The following is a 16,004-nucleotide window of genomic DNA, read 5'->3' as shown; positions in this document are numbered from 1 at the left end:
CGCACGATGCCGGTCCAGGTCAGCACGGTCATCCGCCCCGCTGGGCCAGCGCACCGCGCCATGCCCACTGATGAGCTTGCGCGTCAAGGGGAACCTGTCGGAGTCAGGGTGCGGAGAGCCGGCAGCGTTCCGCGAGCCCGCAGCGCAGCGGGCGAGAATAAGCGCCGATAGGGCGAGCTGGTGTCACCACAAAAGCCCCGGCCCGAGCTCTCCCAGGCGGGCCCTCCTTGCCTCGTAGTCGGGCATCACCCTGCCGAGCGCTGCCCAGAACTCCCGCCCATGGCGATCGTGGATCAGGTGCGTCAGCTCGTGGGCGAGCACGTAGTCGACAAGCGCCCTCGGCGCCTGCACGATGCGCCAGTTGAGCCGGAGAACGCCGCGGGAGCAGCTCCCCCAGCGCTTGGCCTGATCGGTCACGAGGATGCGCCGGAAAGACACGCCGAGCTTCTGCGCCCACGGCGCGGCCCACGCAGGGAGGCGCTCCGTGGCATGCCGCTTGTACCAGTCGATCAGCGCGGCGCGCGCGTATGCGCCGCGGTGCTCGGGCGCGAGCCCGCGCGGGAGCGGCAGCTCCAGCCATCTGCCGCGGAGGGCCAGCGGGCGCGGGTCCTGCTCGGGGAGCAAGCGGAGCCGGGCCTGCCGCCCGAGGTAAAGGAGCGACTCTCCGCTCACGAACTCTCGCGCGCCGCTGGCGGGCGGTCTCTCGCTCTGCCGCTTAAGCCGCGGGACGATCCAGGGCGCCTTCGACCGGACCACCGAGTCCAGCCGCGCGATCGGCGTCGCCTGGGGCGCCGTCACGACGAGCCCGAGGGCCGGATCGATCGCGATCGACACCGTGGACCTCCGGGCGCTTCGCCGGATCTCGTAGGCGAGGTGCGTCGTGCCCCACGTCACCTCGGACCGCTCCGGGACCATCACCTGCCTCTGCGCCGCTTCATGAGGTCGACGATGCTCTCCGCCGTCGCGTCGATCTTGTCGTCCGTGAACCCCGCCGCTCGCAGCTGCCTCTTGATGCGTTTGCGCATCTCCCGTTGCACATCGTCCTTGTGCACCCAGTCGACGAGCGACACCTGAGGCTCGAGCTGCTCTTCCAGCAGCGAAGCCAGCTCCTTCCTGGACTCATCCACCTTCCCGTAAGCGTTCCCAGTCTTCTCAGCGGCGGTCAGGGGCTTGCGCTCCGAGACGAGTCCATAGATGGCGAGCCCCGTCTCCGAGAGGCCCAGCGTCTCGGCCGTCTCCGCCCGCCCGCGGATCTTCTTCCGGATCTCGTCGAGCACTTGCAGCTCCCTGACCGCGTCGACGCGCTTCGCTTTGCGGTCCTCGATGAGCTGCTCGAGGCGCTCGCGCAGCGACGTGAAGAACACGGGGTCGTCGTCGATCCGGACGTGGATCTCGTCCCGGATCGCGTGTTCCATCTCGCTCGCCCGCGCCTCCGAGGTCTTCAGCTTCTTGAGCTTGTCCTCGAGCTCCGGCGCGAACAGCGAGATGGGCTTCACCAGGATCTCGATTCCGTCCGCCGCGACCGCTTCTTCGATGAGCTTCCGGACCTTGGCCCCGCAGTCGGCGATATCGATCTTCGCGTCGCGGAACTTGGCCGCTGCTGCCTGCCGGATCTTTCCGAGCCAGCGCGCATCCGCGACATAGGGCAGCGCGCTCGGATCCGGCAGCAGCATGTCGAGGCTCTGCGAGAACCGCTTGAAGGCCGCGTCGAACTCGGCCCGGACGTCCTCCGGCTCCAGGACGGCGACGCACGCGTCGAGGTCGTCCTTGTCCTTCACCCGGACGAAGAACCGCACGGCCGCCGCGTGCCGCGCCTGGAGCCGCGGGAGTTCGTCGCTCTTCGGCGTCATGGCGTCCTTCACCTCGGAGGGGGCGAAGATCTCGAGCGCCTCGGTGAGCGCCTCCGAGACGCCCCAGTAGTCGACGATGAGGCCGTAGCTCTTCCCGTCGGCGGTCCGGTTCACGCGGGCGATCGCCTGGAGCAGCGTGTGCTCCTTCAGCGGGGAATCGAGGTACATGACCTGCTCGATCGGGGCGTCGAAGCCGGTGAGTAGCATATCGCAGACGACGAGGATCTTGAGTGGGTCGTCCTTCGCGAGGAAGCGGTTGGTCAGGGCCGTCCTTTGCTCCTCGCTCGTGTGGTGCTTAACGAGGTGCGCGGCGTCCTTGTTCGACCCCGAGATGATGATCGCCGACTGCGGTCCGTGGAGGCGATCGATGGCCTCCTTGTAGAGCACGGCGTTCTCACGGGTGCAGGTCACGATCTGGGCCTTGAAGCCGCCGGGCTGGATGGCTTTTGCATAGTGGTCCAGGAGGTCGAGACAGATAGTCTCGACCCGCTTTGGCGCCCCGGCGAGCGTCTGCTCGTTCGCGTATCTCTTCTTGATCGCCTCGCGCTCCTCGTCCGACCGATCGGCGAACACGCGGTCAAAGAGGGCGTCGAGCGTGTTGCCGATGATCCGCAGCGCGGGGAGCCGGCCCTCGTAGAAGATCGGCACGGTGGCCCCATCGGCGACGGCTTGCTCGATGGTGTACGTGTCGATGTACGGGCCGAACGTCGAGAGGGTCGAGCGGTCCTTCTTGTCGATCGGCGTCCCCGTGAAGCCGAAGAAGGCCGCGTTGGGCAGCGCCTTGCGCATGTTTGCGGCGAGCCCGCCGTACTGGGTGCGGTGGGCCTCGTCGGTGAGGACGAAGAGGTTGTGCGCCTCGGAGAGGACGGGGTGCTCCTTTCGTGCGGAGCGCTTTCCGGGGCTCCCGCCGGTGGCGGCGAGCTCCTGGAACTTCTGCACGGTGGCGAGCACGGTCTTGCCGGGAGGGCCCGAGAGCAGCTCGCGCAGGTGGCGGACGCTCTCGGCCCGCTCGGGGTTGGGGAACTTGCAGGCCTGGAAGGTGCCGGTGATCTGCGCGTCGAGGTCCTTGCGGTCGGTGACGAGCACGAGCGTGGGGTTCTCGTGCAGCGGGTCGCGGCGGAGCTTGAGCGCGAGCCACAGCATGGTGAGGCTCTTGCCCGACCCCTGTGTGTGCCAGACGACGCCGCCGCGGTCGGCTGGCTTCTTGGCCGTCCGCGCGCGCGCGATCGCCTTGTTGACAGCCGTGAATTGCTGGTAGCGGCAGAGCTTGCGGACGGTGCGGCCCGTGTCGCGGTCGGGCTCGAAGACGACGAAGCTCCGGAGGAGGTCGAGGAGGTTCTGCGGGGCGAGCAGCCCCGCGAGGGTGACGTCCTGCGCGGTCGGCTCGCGGCCCACCAAGGCGCGGAGCTGCTCCGGGGTCATCGGCCAGGCGGTCTTCCACTCGGCGAAGAAGCGGTACGGGGTGGTGACCGTGCCGTAGACTGCCGCTTGACCGCAGGTGGCGATGAGGATCTGCACGGTCTCGAACAGCCTGGGGGCACCGAGCTCACGGTATTGGTCGTCGAGCTCCTGGTAACGGCTGAATTGGTCGATGGCCTCCAGCTTCCATGCCTCGCCGAGCGTGGGGTTCTTGCACTCGATGACGGCGAGCGGGATGCCGTTGACGAAGACCACGATGTCGGGGCGGATGATCTTCTTGGCGCCCTTCACCGCGTACTGGCGGGTGACGAGGAGTTCGTTGTTCGATGGGTCGTCGAAGTCGAAGAAGCGGACATCGTGGCTCTTGCGGCCGTCGCCGAGGTCCTGCTCGAAGGAGCGGGTGTGGACGAGGGTCTTGTAGACCTCCTCGCTCGCCTCGATGAGCGTGGCCGAGTGGACGGCGCCGACGGAGCGGACGGCCTTGTGGAGGTTGTCGTCGGAGAGCCAGGGGTTGAGCTTCTTGAGGGCCCTGGCGAGGCGGGCGGGGAGGAGCGGCTGCTTGAGGCTCTCGCGCTCGGCTTCGAGGACCTCGGGGGCGACGTAGCGGAAGCCGAGCTTCTGGAGCAGGGCGACGGCGGGGTCCTCCGAGAGGGAGGCCTCGTTCCAGGCGTTGCCGGGTGGGGTCATGGGGAGGCCTCGTCGGGGGTGACGCGGATTTCACCGCTGAGGAGGGCGGAGAGGAGGGCGGCTTTCAATGCCATGGATTGTTCGACCGTTCGCTCTTCCTCAAAGATTCTCAAGTCAATTCCTGTAAGTGTGGACGAAATCGTGGCCTGTTCCGCGAGCGGCGGGATGGGAATCCTTAGATTCTTGAAGTAAGGAAGTCCGATGGTTTTGATGGTGTTCCCGATGGCGATCCGCTCAAATTCGGGCTTCTTCATCTGTAGCCAATAGTAAAGGTAATGGTTGTTGAGTCGAGGCCCGCAGGTCCATGCCATGAAGTGCTGGCTTACGGCCATAACATCGGTCGTGATGGCGCTCTTTCCGACCCCAGCATCTCTTGAGAGAACAACTGTCCCGATGGGATGCTCAACTGCTGAAGAGTTGGCAATACCCATGGGTGTGATTCGGGACGCGGTCTCAGTGATATATAGGCGATCAAGTTTCGATGAGTCCTTAAGTGAAATCCACTTGATATCACCATCCCAGTATTCGGGATGATCTTTGCTGGGCGTGTGACCGCTACCCCGTCTTGCAACGGTGTCAAGTAACACAAATTCCCACTCTTCCGGCACCTCCCCGATCTCGGTCTTCTTGAACCGCGTGTGCCGGCCGGGAAGCCCTCGCGTCAGCAGCTCGGCCATCATCGCCTTCTTGACGACCTGGAGCTGGTCGATGACCGCCTGGGTGGCCTCGATGGCGTCGTCCACGGCGGAGAGGATGGCGGCGATCTTCCGCTGCTCGCCGATGGTGGGCAGAACAAGCTCAATTCCTTCGAAAACGGACCAGTAAACGCGACGACGTTTCCCGAACTGGTTTCCGCCTTCAGCAAGTGTCTCGTACTGCCGATGTAACTTCGGATCGCGAAGCAGGTATTCGAGAAAATTGCCATCGACGGTGCCGTCGATGCCGAAGACTACGTAGTCCGGGCTCACGACGCCTCTGTCAATGCCTTTGACTCGACCGATGGCGCCATAGTACAGGGACATCGGGTCAAAGGCGAAATCGTCTCGCTCGGCAATTACATACTTTCTCAGGTCAGTCGCGATCCGCTTCCTGTACTTCTGCGATTGAAGAATGACTCCCCAGTCCTTCGTGATAGACAGGGGCTCCAGCTCGATCCCCTCGATATTGATGCGCTTCAGCCGGCGAGAGAAGTCGCCGACACGCCGCCGCATCCAGGCGTCAGGCGTCATATCCCAACTCCTTGAGGTAGGCGTTCATGCGTGCTGCCGCCTGCTCTCGTCTGCTCTCCAGCTCACGCAGCTTTTGTAGGGCGTGCGCCACGTCTACTTTTTCGACCTGCCCGGTTGTCTCGAGATACCGCGAGATGTTCAGGTTGTATTCGTTCTTCTCGATCTCGTCGAGGCTGATAACCTGGGCATATTTGTCGACGTTCTTGAAAGCCCTGAACGTCGTCACGATCCTATTCACGTCCTCTTCGCGCAGACGATTCTGGTTCGTTCCAGGTCCAAATTCTTTCGACGCATCGACAACAAGAACTTTCTTCTTTCGCCCAGCCGCTTTGCTCCTGTTGAGCACCAGCACCGCCGCGGGAATCCCCGTCCCATAGAACAGGTTCGTCGGCAGTCCCACCACGGCCTCGACGAGATCCTCTTGCAGCATGCCCTTGCGGATCTCCCCCTCGGCTGCGCCGCGGAAGAGCACTCCGTGCGGCATCACGACGCCTACCTTGCCCGTCTTGTTGGTGGTCGCGATCATGTGCTGCACAAAGGCAAGGTCTCCCTTGGTATTGGGCGGCACGCCGAAGCGGAAGCGCCGGTACCTATCGGTCTCGGCCTCCTTCCGACCCCACTCGTCGAGCGAGAACGGCGGATTGGCGATCACTCGGTCGAACACCATCAGCCCCTCGCCGTCCCGCAGCTTCGGATCGCGGATCGTGTCCCCCTTCTCGATCCGCGCGTCGGGTAGCCCGTGGAGCAGCATGTTCATCTTGCAGATGGCCCAGGTCCCCAGGTTCTTCTCCTGCCCGTAGAGCGACAGGTCCTTCGGGTTTTGCCCGTGCCGCCCCAGGTAATGGGCACACTCGATCAACATGCCACCCGAGCCGGCAGTCGGGTCGCAGATCCGCATCCCCGCCCTGGGCTCCAGGAGCTCGACGATGAGCCGCACGACCATGCGCGGCGTGTAGAATTCGCCGCCCTTCTTGCCGGCGTCATCCGCGAACTTCTCGATCAGGTATTCATATGCCCGGCCCAACATGTCCGGCTCGGAGAGATCGGCGTTCTTGAGCGACAGCTTCGAGAAGTGCTGCACCAGCTTCCCCAGCACCTCGTCCCGGTTCTTCGCGTCGCCGAGCTTCCGCTCGTCGTTGAAGTCAATCCCGGCGAGCACGCCTTCGAGCTGCGGATTCACCTCTTCCAGTGCCGACGCGGCCTTGTTAAGCGCCTCGCCGACCTGGCTTTCAACCTTCTGCAGTTCGGACCAGCGGGCCCGTTTCGGCACGAAGAAATCGTGTTCGTCGGGGTCCTCGGGGTTGGTGTTCGGCACGCCCTTCAGCGCCTCGACCTCCTCGTGGAACCGATCGCTTAGGCGCTTCAGGAAGAGGAGCCCGAAGATGAAGTTTTTGTAATCGCTCGAGTCGATCGACCCCCGCAGGATGTCCGCGGCCGACCAGAGATGCCGTTCGAGCCTGTCCCTCGTGAGCTTCTCCCCGAGGGCCAGCTCGACCTGCTCGGGCGCCGCTCGCCTCGCCCCGTTCGCCCTCGAAGGCGCCGGCGGCTCGGACGCCTTCCCCCCGGCGAGCCTCGCGACCAGCACGGCCTTCTCGCGGCCGCCGTCGTCGAGGTGCAGGGCCCGGCAGAGGTCCTTCAGCCGGTCCCGAGAGTACGACGGCAGAACTTCGGCCAGCGTAGCGCTCCTGGAGGCCACCACGGCATCCACCAGCTTCTCCTTGCTCCGCCGATCCTGGACGTGGACGTCGAACGCGTCGGCGATGGAGATCAGCTCGTCGCGGGTGAGGTGTTCGAGAACGTTTCGCTTCTGCACCATCGGCACGAGCCGACGTTACGCGGGCTGGCCCGAAACGATCAAGGCGAAGGCGTGTAGGCGGAGGCCGGATACCGCGGGCCTCGGATGATGTGCTCCTGGGCCGCTGCCCGTGGGAGGCCGCGCCCGAGCGGTCCACCACCGCCTGACCGACTAGCTGGCCGAGTCCGAACGACCGATCGGGGTGGCGGATCGACGGCCTGCCGGCACCTGCCAGCGGTTCACGCGCCCGCTGTCGGCAGCTGACACCCTCGTCTGCGAGGCAATCTTGCTGTTAGATCGAGCCGGTCATGCCCCCTGAGTCCGGTCATCGCGACCCGCCGCCGGTCGCACAGGTCGCGCAGACCGAGGAGATCGAGCCGGTGAGCCTCGAACGGCTTTCCCAGGCTCCGGTACTGCCGTGGACGGCGGCGGAGCGCGGGCCGGACGGCGCTCCGCGCGCCAGCCGCTCGACGTCAGCGCCCCCCTTGCGCGGGCAGGTCGTCGCTGACATCCCCGCGGCACCGATCGCGCTCATGGCGCCGCTGCCTCTGCCGCTCGCGCTTCCGACGGCAAGCTTAGCGGCCTGCTTGACCGAGCCGCTGCCTCCATCTCCGCCGCCTACAACGACGCGCGATGCGATCGCTCCGGCCGCGGAGGGCGCGAGCCCGTGGGCCAAGCGCGTCACGATGCCGGCGCTCACGGTCGGGCAGCTCGCGGAGCCTGTCGAGCGCGCGGGCCGCGCGGCGACACCGCTCCTGGCGCTCCATGCGGGGATCGCCGCGCCCGGGCTGCGGTCGCCGCCGACGACGCGGGGGATCTCGACCGAGCCGCCTGCCGAGATCGTCGAGCTCCTCTGGTTCGAGGCGAAGGCGCTCCCGCGCATCCGCGCTTCGTGGAGCGACGTGATCCTCGATCTCGACTTCGAGGCGCTCGATCCCCGCCACGACCTGCCGGCTGGCGATGCGGGTTCTCCCAAAGATCACCACCACCTCGCCGGCCTGCTCACCAACGGCACACGGATCGAGCCGAGCGGCGTGCCGCAAGCCATCCTCGCGTCCATCAGCGAAAAAGGCCGCTTCACGCCGCCGCTCGTGCTCGTGGAGGGCGAGCTCCAGTTCGTCTTCGACGAAATCGAAGCGCTCAAGGCGACCCTCGCCGTGGTCGCCCCGCTCGCGGGCGCGGACAGGAGCCTGAAGGAGGCGGTGGACCTGGCCAGCGAGCTCCTGAGGTCGCCCTACCCCGAGGGAGCGACCGGTGCGGCCGTCAGCTTGACGCAGCAGATCAAGGAGCGACTTCCGCTGCCAAGCCGTCCGCTGGCCGCCGCGCGCATCGAGACACAGGCGGAGCGGCTCCTGCTCGAGCAGCGGCGGTACCAGACCCGCGCCGTGCTGGGCGACACCTGGATTCGCGCGTTGCTCGGGGCGGGCGGACAGGATGCGCTGCCAGTGTACCTGCCGAAGCGCCTCGCGCCGTGGCTGCCGATGCTGCCCAGGCTGCGCGTGCGCCTCGTCGCGGAGGCGCACCTCAGGCAGGACCAAGCCGAAAGCAGCCGGGTTGCCCTCAAGGCGCTCGCGCTCGGCAGGGTCGCCTCGCTGGAGGAGATCCAGGGCGGCAGGCTGTGAGCTGGCCTCTGCCCAGCCAGGGGATCCTTCATTGCACTCGCTTCCGCAGGGACCTCGACGGGGAAGGCGAGACGTCAGCCCTCGGGCGAGCCCGCGATCCTGACGCTCGCGAAGATTCGATCGAACATCGGGTCGAGCCGTGCGACCTCGTCCCTCGGAATCGTCGCCGTGAAGCTCAGCACCGTCGGCCGGCGCCCTGCCACGAACAGGAGCCGCTGCTCGAGCGGCCCGCTCTGACCACGCCACGCGAAGCGCAGCTCCAGCCCTGGCCGGCCGCCGACCGCGCGCTCGTGCCGCGCGAGGAGCTGGAACCCTTCGAGCCGCTTGGCCAGCTCCAGGAGCTGCCGGTCGCCGTACTTGCGGAGATCCTCGCCCGCCGCGAGCGCGTCGCGCGTCATCACCACGCTGGCGGTCGTGGCCTGGCCCGGCTCGGGCGAAGCCGCGAAGGCGACGATCGAGCGGTCCTCCCAGTCGCGCGGTACGTCGAAGGACACGTCGGAGTTCTCGTAACGCGGCATGTCTCGGGCTCCCCGCTGGCGTCGCTGGCGTGACGCGCCGCGCTGAGCATGCGGCGCTCGCCTTGAAAGCACCACGCCCGCCCCGGCGTCAAGGCGCTACCTGCGCAGCCGCCGCGCCGCTGCACCGTGCCGGGCGAGGCGCGGCAGAGTGCGCCTCATCCTCGCGGCCCCCGCGCCCCGCTGTTGCCTTCGCTCTTGCCGGCTGGCGCGCTGCTGCCGGGACGTCCCGGCTCCCTGGCCTCGCCGATCGTGGCTACTGAAGGCGCCTTCGCCCCCGTGCTGTTGATGAACACGTTAGGCGTGCCGTCGATCTGCACCTCCTTGCCAGAGAGCTTGAGCACGCCGCCTGCCGAGATCTCGAGGTCACCCTGCGCATCGATGAAGATGCCGGAAGGCGTGATCCGAATCGACGCGACGCCGTTCGTGATGTGGATGGTTTGATCCTTGGTAATGGTGTACCCGACACCGCCGCCGACCGTGACGCTCTGGCTCTCGCCGGCATCGATCGCATCCGATGTCCCGACGATCGCGGTGCGGCCCTTGCCAACGGTGCTCGTCTGGTGTTCGCCGATCGCCTGGCTGTGGCTCTTCCCGATGCTCGTGCTCTGGCTGCCCCCGACGGTCACCGCGTCGCCATCGGTCACGCTGGCCGATCGGTTCCCAAGCACGGTCGAGCGCTGATCGCGCCGGATCACCTCGGTGTAATCGCGCTGCGCGTGGAGGTGGAGGACCTCGCGCCCCTTGGCGTCATCGAACGAGAGCTCGTTGTACCCGTCGGGACCGGGGGATGAGGCGCTCTTCCAGCCGCTCTTGGTTTTCTCGGCGGGCAACGAATAGGGCACGCGGATCGTGCTGTTATAGAGGCGGCCTACGATCACCGGCCGATCGGGATCGCCGTGGCAGAACTCGACCAGTACCTCCTGGCCAACGCGGGGAATCACCATCATCCCATACCCGCCGCCAGCCCATCCCTGGCTCACGCGTATCCAGCACGAGCTCGTGTCGTCGGGGCGACCCTCGCGGTCCCAGGGGAACTGCACGCGCACACGACCGAACTCGTCGGTATGGATCTCTTCGCCCGGAGGACCGACCACGATCGCGCTCTGCACGCCGACGACGCACGGCTTCGCCGTCTTCAGCGCGGGTCGGTAGGGCTCGCTGGTGAACACGGCGCCGCCGCGCGCGGTCCATTCGCCGTCATGATCGCCCTCGAAGGTCGAGGCAACGACGAGCAACCCCCGGTTACGCGCGAGAGCTTCGCGCGGATGATGCGTGATCGAGAAGACGGTTCCGGGAGCGAGGTCGAGCACGTTCGTGCGGAACCGGACGGACCGTCGGCCGCTCCGCTCGCGCTCCAGGCTCCGCGCTGCCAGCGCCTTCGCCTCCGCGAGATCGACCCGCGCGATGCCCCGGTCGTCAGCGACCGGCGTTTCGCCGCCCTTGCCCCCCTCGACGACGAACGCCGCTGGATGGACAGGAAACTGCTCGTAGCGTAGCTCGTCACTGGCGCCCATCTCGGCGTCGGCGACGAGCCGCACATCAGGCCGGGTCCGGAAGTCGACATCGCGGAGGGTGACACGAGCGGGCCGAACCTCGTGGCGTACGACCACCTCGGTCACGAACTCGCGCCCGGCGGCCTCGTTCGGGTTGTCAGCGTAAGGGATCGGAGGCCCTCGGCGGGCTCCGTTGTTCTGAGGCGCATCGCCCAGGACGACCCGGCTGCGCCCGGTTCCTTCGCCTCCGCTGTCCTCGTCGTGCGCAAAGTAGTATGAGATGCCCGCCTCTTCGAGCAAGCGGCTCAGGAAAGCGAAGTCGGTCTCGCCGTACTGGACGCGGTACTCGTACACCGGGTATTTCGCACCGAGCAGGACCTCCGGCTGGATCTCCCACTCGCCCAGGATACGGAGCACGATCTCCGGGATCGTGAGATGCTGAAAGATGCGGCTGTTGCGCCGCAACGTCGTGCGAAACAGCCAGGGCACGATGCGCAGCCGGTAGGTGGACAGCCCCGTCGGCTCGGCCTTCACCTGCTCCATGTCGGCGCACAGGCCGGCCCAGACCCGCGCTGGCGAGAGGGGGTGCGTTGTACCCGACTCGACCTTGAAAGCGGCGGCCTTGCCGACGAGGCCGTCAAGATCGAGATCGTCACGCTCGGAGGCAGCCAGAACGGAGACCTCGAAGAGCGATGACATCCGCTCCTGGACCGAAAAGCGGCGCACGGAGAGCGACGCTTCCTTCGAGGCGAACGAGAGGGAGAGGTTCGGCATGATCTCTGCAGCAAGGATAGAGCCCGCCCCACGAGCTCGGCAAATTGCCGGGATCTGCGGTGCCGGCGCGCGCTGAGAGGCGCGCCCGCGACCGTGCAGCGCGTCGCGCAGACGGCAGGCGTAACCGTGGAGCAACGCCTCGGCGATCGTGCTCCCGAGGAGCGGGTGAGCGAACGGCGAAAGGGGCCAAGCGCCCGCCTCTCGCTCGACGGAATGCCCGAAGCCGGCCGTTCGCGCCGCCCGCAAACCGACAGGAGCGATGCGCGCCAGCGGCGGGTAGTGGTCGCGTTTGCCTGAAACGCGACCACCCCGCTCCAACTGCGACCACCTCGCCGTAAGCGCTTCGCCCCACCGCTGCCACTGCGCACATCAACCCCCGGGCGCGTAGGTGATCACCTCCCCGTCGCCGACGGCCATGGCGCTCACCCGCGGTCCGCCGACCGCGCGTCTGGAGCCGCCGACCGCGCGAGGGTAGCTACTCCTGCCACATCCGGGCCTCCGTTGTGTTGGCGTTTCGGGTTCGGGACAGAGCCTGAACGAGCGCGCGTGAGTAGGCCCGAAATGGTAATTCTGACGACCCGGTAACTCGTCGCGAGTTACCGGGATCTAGTCAGGCGGGGAATCCGCTCTGATGACGCGCAGTTAGGCCGTTTCGAGGGAGCGCCCGAGGGGCCGATTTTGGGGGGGCGCGAAGGGGTCGATTTGGTAATTTTGCGCGGGGTCGGCTGAGCGTCTCCGGCGAGCCGCCGACCTCCGTTTTGTCGCATGCGACAGGGCGGCGCGCGGCGGGCACGACCGCGGGCCGGCCCGAGCGGCGCGGCGTGAGCTCGTCCTGGCGGACGCCGGGGCGGCCTGGGCCTGGAGCCTGGAGGCGAGCACGCGGCGGGGCGCGAACACGGCGCACGGGGCCGCGGAGCTCGTCCAGACGGGAGGCTGGCGCTAGGCGGAGCTCGCCCAGGTGGACGCCGGCGCGGCTCGCGGCCGCCACGCTGAGCGGGCTGGCCTCGCTCGACGGCCGGGCCGTGGGATCGCCGGAGGGGTCACCCCGAACACCGAGGTCACGTGATCGGGCCCCAGCGAATGCCAGTCAGGTCACGGTGCCACGTGAGAACCGGCGTCCTCTTGGTCACACGCTACATCAGACTTTAATGCCGTCGCCCTCGCCAGGAGCCGACTCTTGTACTGTGCTTTAACGCTCTTTAAAGTTGAACGGAAAATGAAGGCTTCGCTCTGGCAGGTTTCTGGTTCGGTGCTTTTGTAGACGCATGAGCTCGCGGCGCTGGTACGAGCTCGCGTGCGGAGTTGTCCGCGCGCCGAGCCACGTCCTGGAAGAGTGTTTCCAGATGAACAAGCAGACCCGGTGCCACCTGCGCGCGATCGCACGGCTGCACCCCGAGATCGGCAACCTGTGTGATCAGCTTGAAGCGCCCTGGAACGCCGTGCGAAGGATCGCGCACGCGCCGAGGGCGGCGGAGCAGTGGGAGCGCGCGGCGCAGGTGCTCGGTGAGCTCGTGGAGAAGCGCCGGGCGACGGCGCCGCGCCGGTCGAAGCTGGAGGCTGTGCGCCTGGAGGCGCTGAAGCGAATGGGACCGCCGATGGAGGGGGGAGGAAAACTTGCAAGCAGCCTGCGAGCCGCGTGGGAGGCGGCGGAGCGCGGGACGCCCGCGGTCCCAAGCCCACGTCCGAGCGATCGGCATACTGGTCTGCGGTGCAGTGCTGCCCGGCGGCAAGCGCGCCAGTCGAGCACATGAAGCGGCGTCGCGTTGGACTTTCGCCGCGTACCTCTCCCGTGCGTGCCTATCGCGCCCGCTCGCCGATCCCAATTCAGGGAGCAGGCGACGCTGGCGCATGGGCGACCTCGTGCAGCTCCAGGTGCGTCAAGGAGTGCTGTCACGGCGCCGGTACGGCCCCGCGCTCGGCCCGATGGACGAGGCCGACGACGCAATGTTCGCCGACGTCCGCCTCGATCTCTGCGACGGGGTCGCGCTCGCCCGGGGTGGACAAGGCCCGATGGGTGGCTCTACGTCGCCTCCACGCGCGGCGTCGCCGGAGCGAGCGAATTACCAGATCGAGTCCTTCGCACCCCCCATTTCGGCTCCTCGGCAGGGCTTCCCAGAACACGCAACCCCGCGATGCGACAGGGTGTTTTCCCCAGGCAGGTCTCCGGGCAATTCGTGTCGAATTACCGGCGACACGGAATTACCGTTTCGTGCTCCTTTCAGAAGCGGCGATCACGGTCGCGCACGAACCCAACACGGATGGAGGTACATCATGACACGAGCGGCTCTCGCCCGTGTATCGGCACCCCTTGCTCTTCGTCAGGCGGACAACGGCACGCGCGTGGTCGAGAGGGCATTCCCGGACGTGCCAGCCCGAAGATCGTGCCCCCCGAGGGGGCTTCCCCAGCCCACCACGGCAACGGCGACGCTCGCGATCCCGCTGGACGGGCTCACACTCACAGCGCCGCAGCCGGAGATGCTCTCGCAGAAGAACGTCGAGTCGGTCACCGGGATCCCGGCACGCGTCTACCTCGACACGATCCGCGGGCCGGGCTTCCCGCTGCCGGTCACGAGGCTTGGCAAGCTGCGCCTCGTCCAGCGCGAAGCGTTCGTCGCCTACCTCCAGGCGCTGGCTGGTGACCCAGCCTCGCGCCGTGACGCAGAGGTGGATGAGCGCACGCGGGTTGCCGCCGTGTTGGCCTCTGCCGGCCTCGAATCTGTCCCATGTCCGCGCTCCGGCCGGGCGAGTGCTCCTTCCGCAGGAACAAGCCGTGCTAGGCTGCCGCCGAAGTAGAGCGGGCCCGCTCGGCGGTGGAACGCCGGACGGGCCCTTGATCGACCCCCGCGTTCACCGGAGACCGATCCATGACCGACGTACCCCAGCGACGGGCGCGCGCCAAGCGCTCGGCTTCGTCCCCCACCGCATCCCATCCTGCACCGGCGTCGACCGACCGGCGTCCGCGTTCGGGCCGCTCTGGCGGGCGCCCCTCTCCGGCCGCGGAGGCAGCTGTGCCTGTCGCAGACTCGCCGAGTTCGGCGAGCACGACGGATCGCCCGAAGCTGGCCGCCCGCGTCCCTGGCAGTCCAGCAGGAGAAAAGCGCGCTAACGGCTCCGGGTCCGTCCGGCTGCGCGGGAAGACGTGGACCGCGCGCCTCAGCCTCGGCGAGGCCGGTCGATCCACGTTCAGCTTGCCGACGTGCCGGACCGAGCAGGAAGCCAACGCGCGCTTGGAGGTACTGGCCGACCTCGCCGGGCGCTTGCTCGCGGCCGGCCAGATCGTTCTCGGCTTGCCGCTGCTGGAGCGCGCTGCTGCGCGCGAGGGCAGCGCGCTCCGCGACGTCCGGCTTGCCATCGAGCAGCTCTGCAGGGGCGAAGCGCGTGCTCGCGCGTCCGGGGAAACAACCTTCGCTGAGTTCGCCGATTTGGTTGTTTCTGGAAGGCTCTCTGAGCAATACCCACTGCATGTGAAAGCGCTTCGCCATCCCGAGCAATACCGGCATAAGCTCAATCATGTTCTGGGGGTACTCGGCCCCGTTCCTCTCCCTCGTTTGACGCTCGATCATGCAGATCGAGCGATCTCCATGCTGCCAGGACATCTTGAGGACTCTTCGCGTCAAGGAGTCGCAAAGGTCATTCATCGGATACTCGCGCTCGCGACCTATCCGGCGCGCATCATTGCCAGCAATCCGCTGCCGCGTGGATGGATCCCCAAGGCGGAGGACAACAAGGCCAAAGGCTCCCTCTATCCCGACGAGGATAGGCGCCTCATGGCAGCGGTGCATATTCCGCTGTCCTATCGGATCTATTATGGCTTCCTGATTCGCGAGGGAATGCGGGCAGACGAGGCCGGAAGGCTGGAGCCGTCCGACCTGGATCTCGAGCGCGGCGCCGTGGTGCTCGACGAGAACAAGACGGATGACCCACGCGCCTGGGCACTCTCACCCGACGTCGTGCGCGCGCTTCGGACCTATTTCTCTATATGTCCCCCGAAGGAGCGTGTCTTCATTGGGCCGAGCGGGCTCCTGCCGGGGCGCAGTGGGGCGCACAACTTTCGAAATCACCTGCGCCGTGCGGGCATCGATCGGCCCGAGTTGTTCGAGACCACGCAGTCACGGCTGAATATACGCTTGCACGACACCCGTGCGACCTTCATAACGATCAAGCTCGCGAACGGCCGCACGGAGACGTGGATCTCCGATCGGACCGGGCATAAGTCGAGTCGTCAGATCCACCACTACAAACGCGCGGCGCGCAAGGTCGCTGAGCTCGGCTTGGGAGACTTCGCTCCTCTGGACGAGGCGATCCCCGAGCTGAACGGCAGGGGCGGTCGTTTAGGTGGACGTGATCCCATGTCCGCGGGCCCGGAGGCGGGCTCGCCGTCGCCAAGCAGCGGCGCGTCCCTTGTCCGCGCGCTGCACCACCGAGCGCCGGGCGCGGTCGTTGACCACGTCGGCCAGCCCGCAGCGGGCGCCCCGGTGGCTGCAGGCGGCCCGTTGGGCCCGCGTTGGGCCACGCCGGCGAGCGACCCTGCCGCGAATCAGACAGAACAGATTGAAATTATTGATATTTCGTCCGCCTCCGCCGCGTCGTCTCAGAAATCCTGGCGGGATTTCTGAC

At 67.1% G+C, this 16,004-nt stretch carries 10 protein-coding genes; 4 read left to right on the top strand and 6 right to left on the bottom strand.

Going from position 1 to position 16,004, the window contains the following annotated elements; translation table 11 throughout:
- Positions 1-183: 183 nt before the first annotated feature.
- Genes WME79_RS06365 through WME79_RS06350 form a run of 4 tightly spaced genes read right to left on the bottom strand, consistent with a single transcriptional unit; the run spans position 184 to position 7,001 of the window.
- Positions 184-915 carry a M48 family metallopeptidase gene (locus tag WME79_RS06365; protein ID WP_437533292.1) on the bottom strand — a complete coding sequence of 244 codons (732 nt, stop codon included), beginning with the start codon at positions 913-915 and terminating at the stop codon, positions 184-186.
- Complete coding sequence (locus WME79_RS06360) at positions 915-3,956, bottom strand: type I restriction endonuclease subunit R (protein ID WP_437533289.1); 3,042 nt, start codon at positions 3,954-3,956, stop codon at positions 915-917. The genes WME79_RS06365 and WME79_RS06360 overlap by 1 nt, the downstream gene beginning before the upstream one ends.
- Entirely contained in the window at positions 3,953-5,185 is a 1,233-nt protein-coding gene (locus tag WME79_RS06355; protein WP_437533286.1) for a restriction endonuclease subunit S, read from the bottom strand. Before WME79_RS06355 ends, WME79_RS06360 begins: the two co-directional genes overlap by 4 nt.
- Positions 5,175-7,001: a type I restriction-modification system subunit M gene (locus WME79_RS06350; protein WP_437533283.1), complete on the bottom strand. Its 1,827-nt coding sequence runs from the start codon at positions 6,999-7,001 to the stop codon at positions 5,175-5,177. The genes WME79_RS06355 and WME79_RS06350 overlap by 11 nt, the downstream gene beginning before the upstream one ends.
- Positions 7,002-7,288: 287 nt before the next feature.
- On the opposite strand from WME79_RS06350, the gene WME79_RS06345 reads away from it, so the two are divergent.
- A complete protein-coding gene (locus WME79_RS06345) occupies positions 7,289-8,602 on the top strand; it encodes a hypothetical protein (protein ID WP_437533280.1) in 1,314 nt (437 codons plus the stop codon).
- Between the two features lie 74 nt (positions 8,603-8,676).
- Here WME79_RS06345 and WME79_RS06340 read toward each other — a convergent pair whose 3' ends face one another.
- Both WME79_RS06340 and WME79_RS06335 read right to left on the bottom strand, forming a co-directional pair.
- Positions 8,677-9,120 carry a DcrB-related protein gene (locus WME79_RS06340; protein ID WP_437533277.1) on the bottom strand — a complete coding sequence of 148 codons (444 nt, stop codon included), beginning with the start codon at positions 9,118-9,120 and terminating at the stop codon, positions 8,677-8,679.
- Between the two features lie 155 nt (positions 9,121-9,275).
- Positions 9,276-11,387, bottom strand: a complete 2,112-nt coding sequence (locus tag WME79_RS06335; RefSeq protein WP_437533275.1) for a type VI secretion system Vgr family protein — start codon at positions 11,385-11,387, stop codon at positions 9,276-9,278.
- A 1,343-nt stretch (positions 11,388-12,730) separates the two neighbouring features.
- On the opposite strand from WME79_RS06335, the gene WME79_RS06330 reads away from it, so the two are divergent.
- The 3 genes from WME79_RS06330 (at position 12,731) to WME79_RS06320 (ending at position 16,003) form a co-directional block, all read left to right on the top strand.
- Positions 12,731-13,138 carry a hypothetical protein gene (locus tag WME79_RS06330; RefSeq protein ID WP_437533272.1) on the top strand — a complete coding sequence of 136 codons (408 nt, stop codon included), beginning with the start codon at positions 12,731-12,733 and terminating at the stop codon, positions 13,136-13,138.
- A gap of 520 nt (positions 13,139-13,658) precedes the next feature.
- Entirely contained in the window at positions 13,659-14,180 is a 522-nt protein-coding gene (locus WME79_RS06325; protein ID WP_437533270.1) for a hypothetical protein, read from the top strand.
- Between the two features lie 215 nt (positions 14,181-14,395).
- Positions 14,396-16,003: a tyrosine-type recombinase/integrase gene (locus WME79_RS06320; RefSeq protein ID WP_437533267.1), complete on the top strand. Its 1,608-nt coding sequence runs from the start codon at positions 14,396-14,398 to the stop codon at positions 16,001-16,003.
- The last annotated feature ends 1 nt before the right edge of the window (position 16,004 follow it).

It is taken from the genome of Sorangium sp. So ce726 (genome assembly GCF_051521405.1).
Lineage (GTDB): Bacteria > Myxococcota_A > Polyangia > Polyangiales > Polyangiaceae > Sorangium.
This window is presented reverse-complemented; position numbering and strand designations above follow the sequence as displayed.

Bases quoted from the DNA above. Each gene is read 5' to 3' on its own strand.
- WME79_RS06350 (WP_437533283.1), bottom strand. From the start codon at position 7,001: ATGGTGCAGAAGCGAAACGTTCTCGAACACCTCACCCGCGACGAGCTG.
- WME79_RS06335 (WP_437533275.1), bottom strand. From the start codon at position 11,387: ATGCCGAACCTCTCCCTCTCGTTCGCCTCGAAGGAAGCGTCGCTCTCC.
- WME79_RS06355 (WP_437533286.1), bottom strand. From the start codon at position 5,185: ATGACGCCTGACGCCTGGATGCGGCGGCGTGTCGGCGACTTCTCTCGC.
- WME79_RS06345 (WP_437533280.1), top strand. From the start codon at position 7,289: ATGCCCCCTGAGTCCGGTCATCGCGACCCGCCGCCGGTCGCACAGGTC.
- WME79_RS06365 (WP_437533292.1), bottom strand. From the start codon at position 915: ATGGTCCCGGAGCGGTCCGAGGTGACGTGGGGCACGACGCACCTCGCC.
- WME79_RS06360 (WP_437533289.1), bottom strand. From the start codon at position 3,956: ATGACCCCACCCGGCAACGCCTGGAACGAGGCCTCCCTCTCGGAGGAC.
- WME79_RS06340 (WP_437533277.1), bottom strand. From the start codon at position 9,120: ATGCCGCGTTACGAGAACTCCGACGTGTCCTTCGACGTACCGCGCGAC.
- WME79_RS06330 (WP_437533272.1), top strand. From the start codon at position 12,731: ATGAACAAGCAGACCCGGTGCCACCTGCGCGCGATCGCACGGCTGCAC.
- WME79_RS06325 (WP_437533270.1), top strand. From the start codon at position 13,659: ATGACACGAGCGGCTCTCGCCCGTGTATCGGCACCCCTTGCTCTTCGT.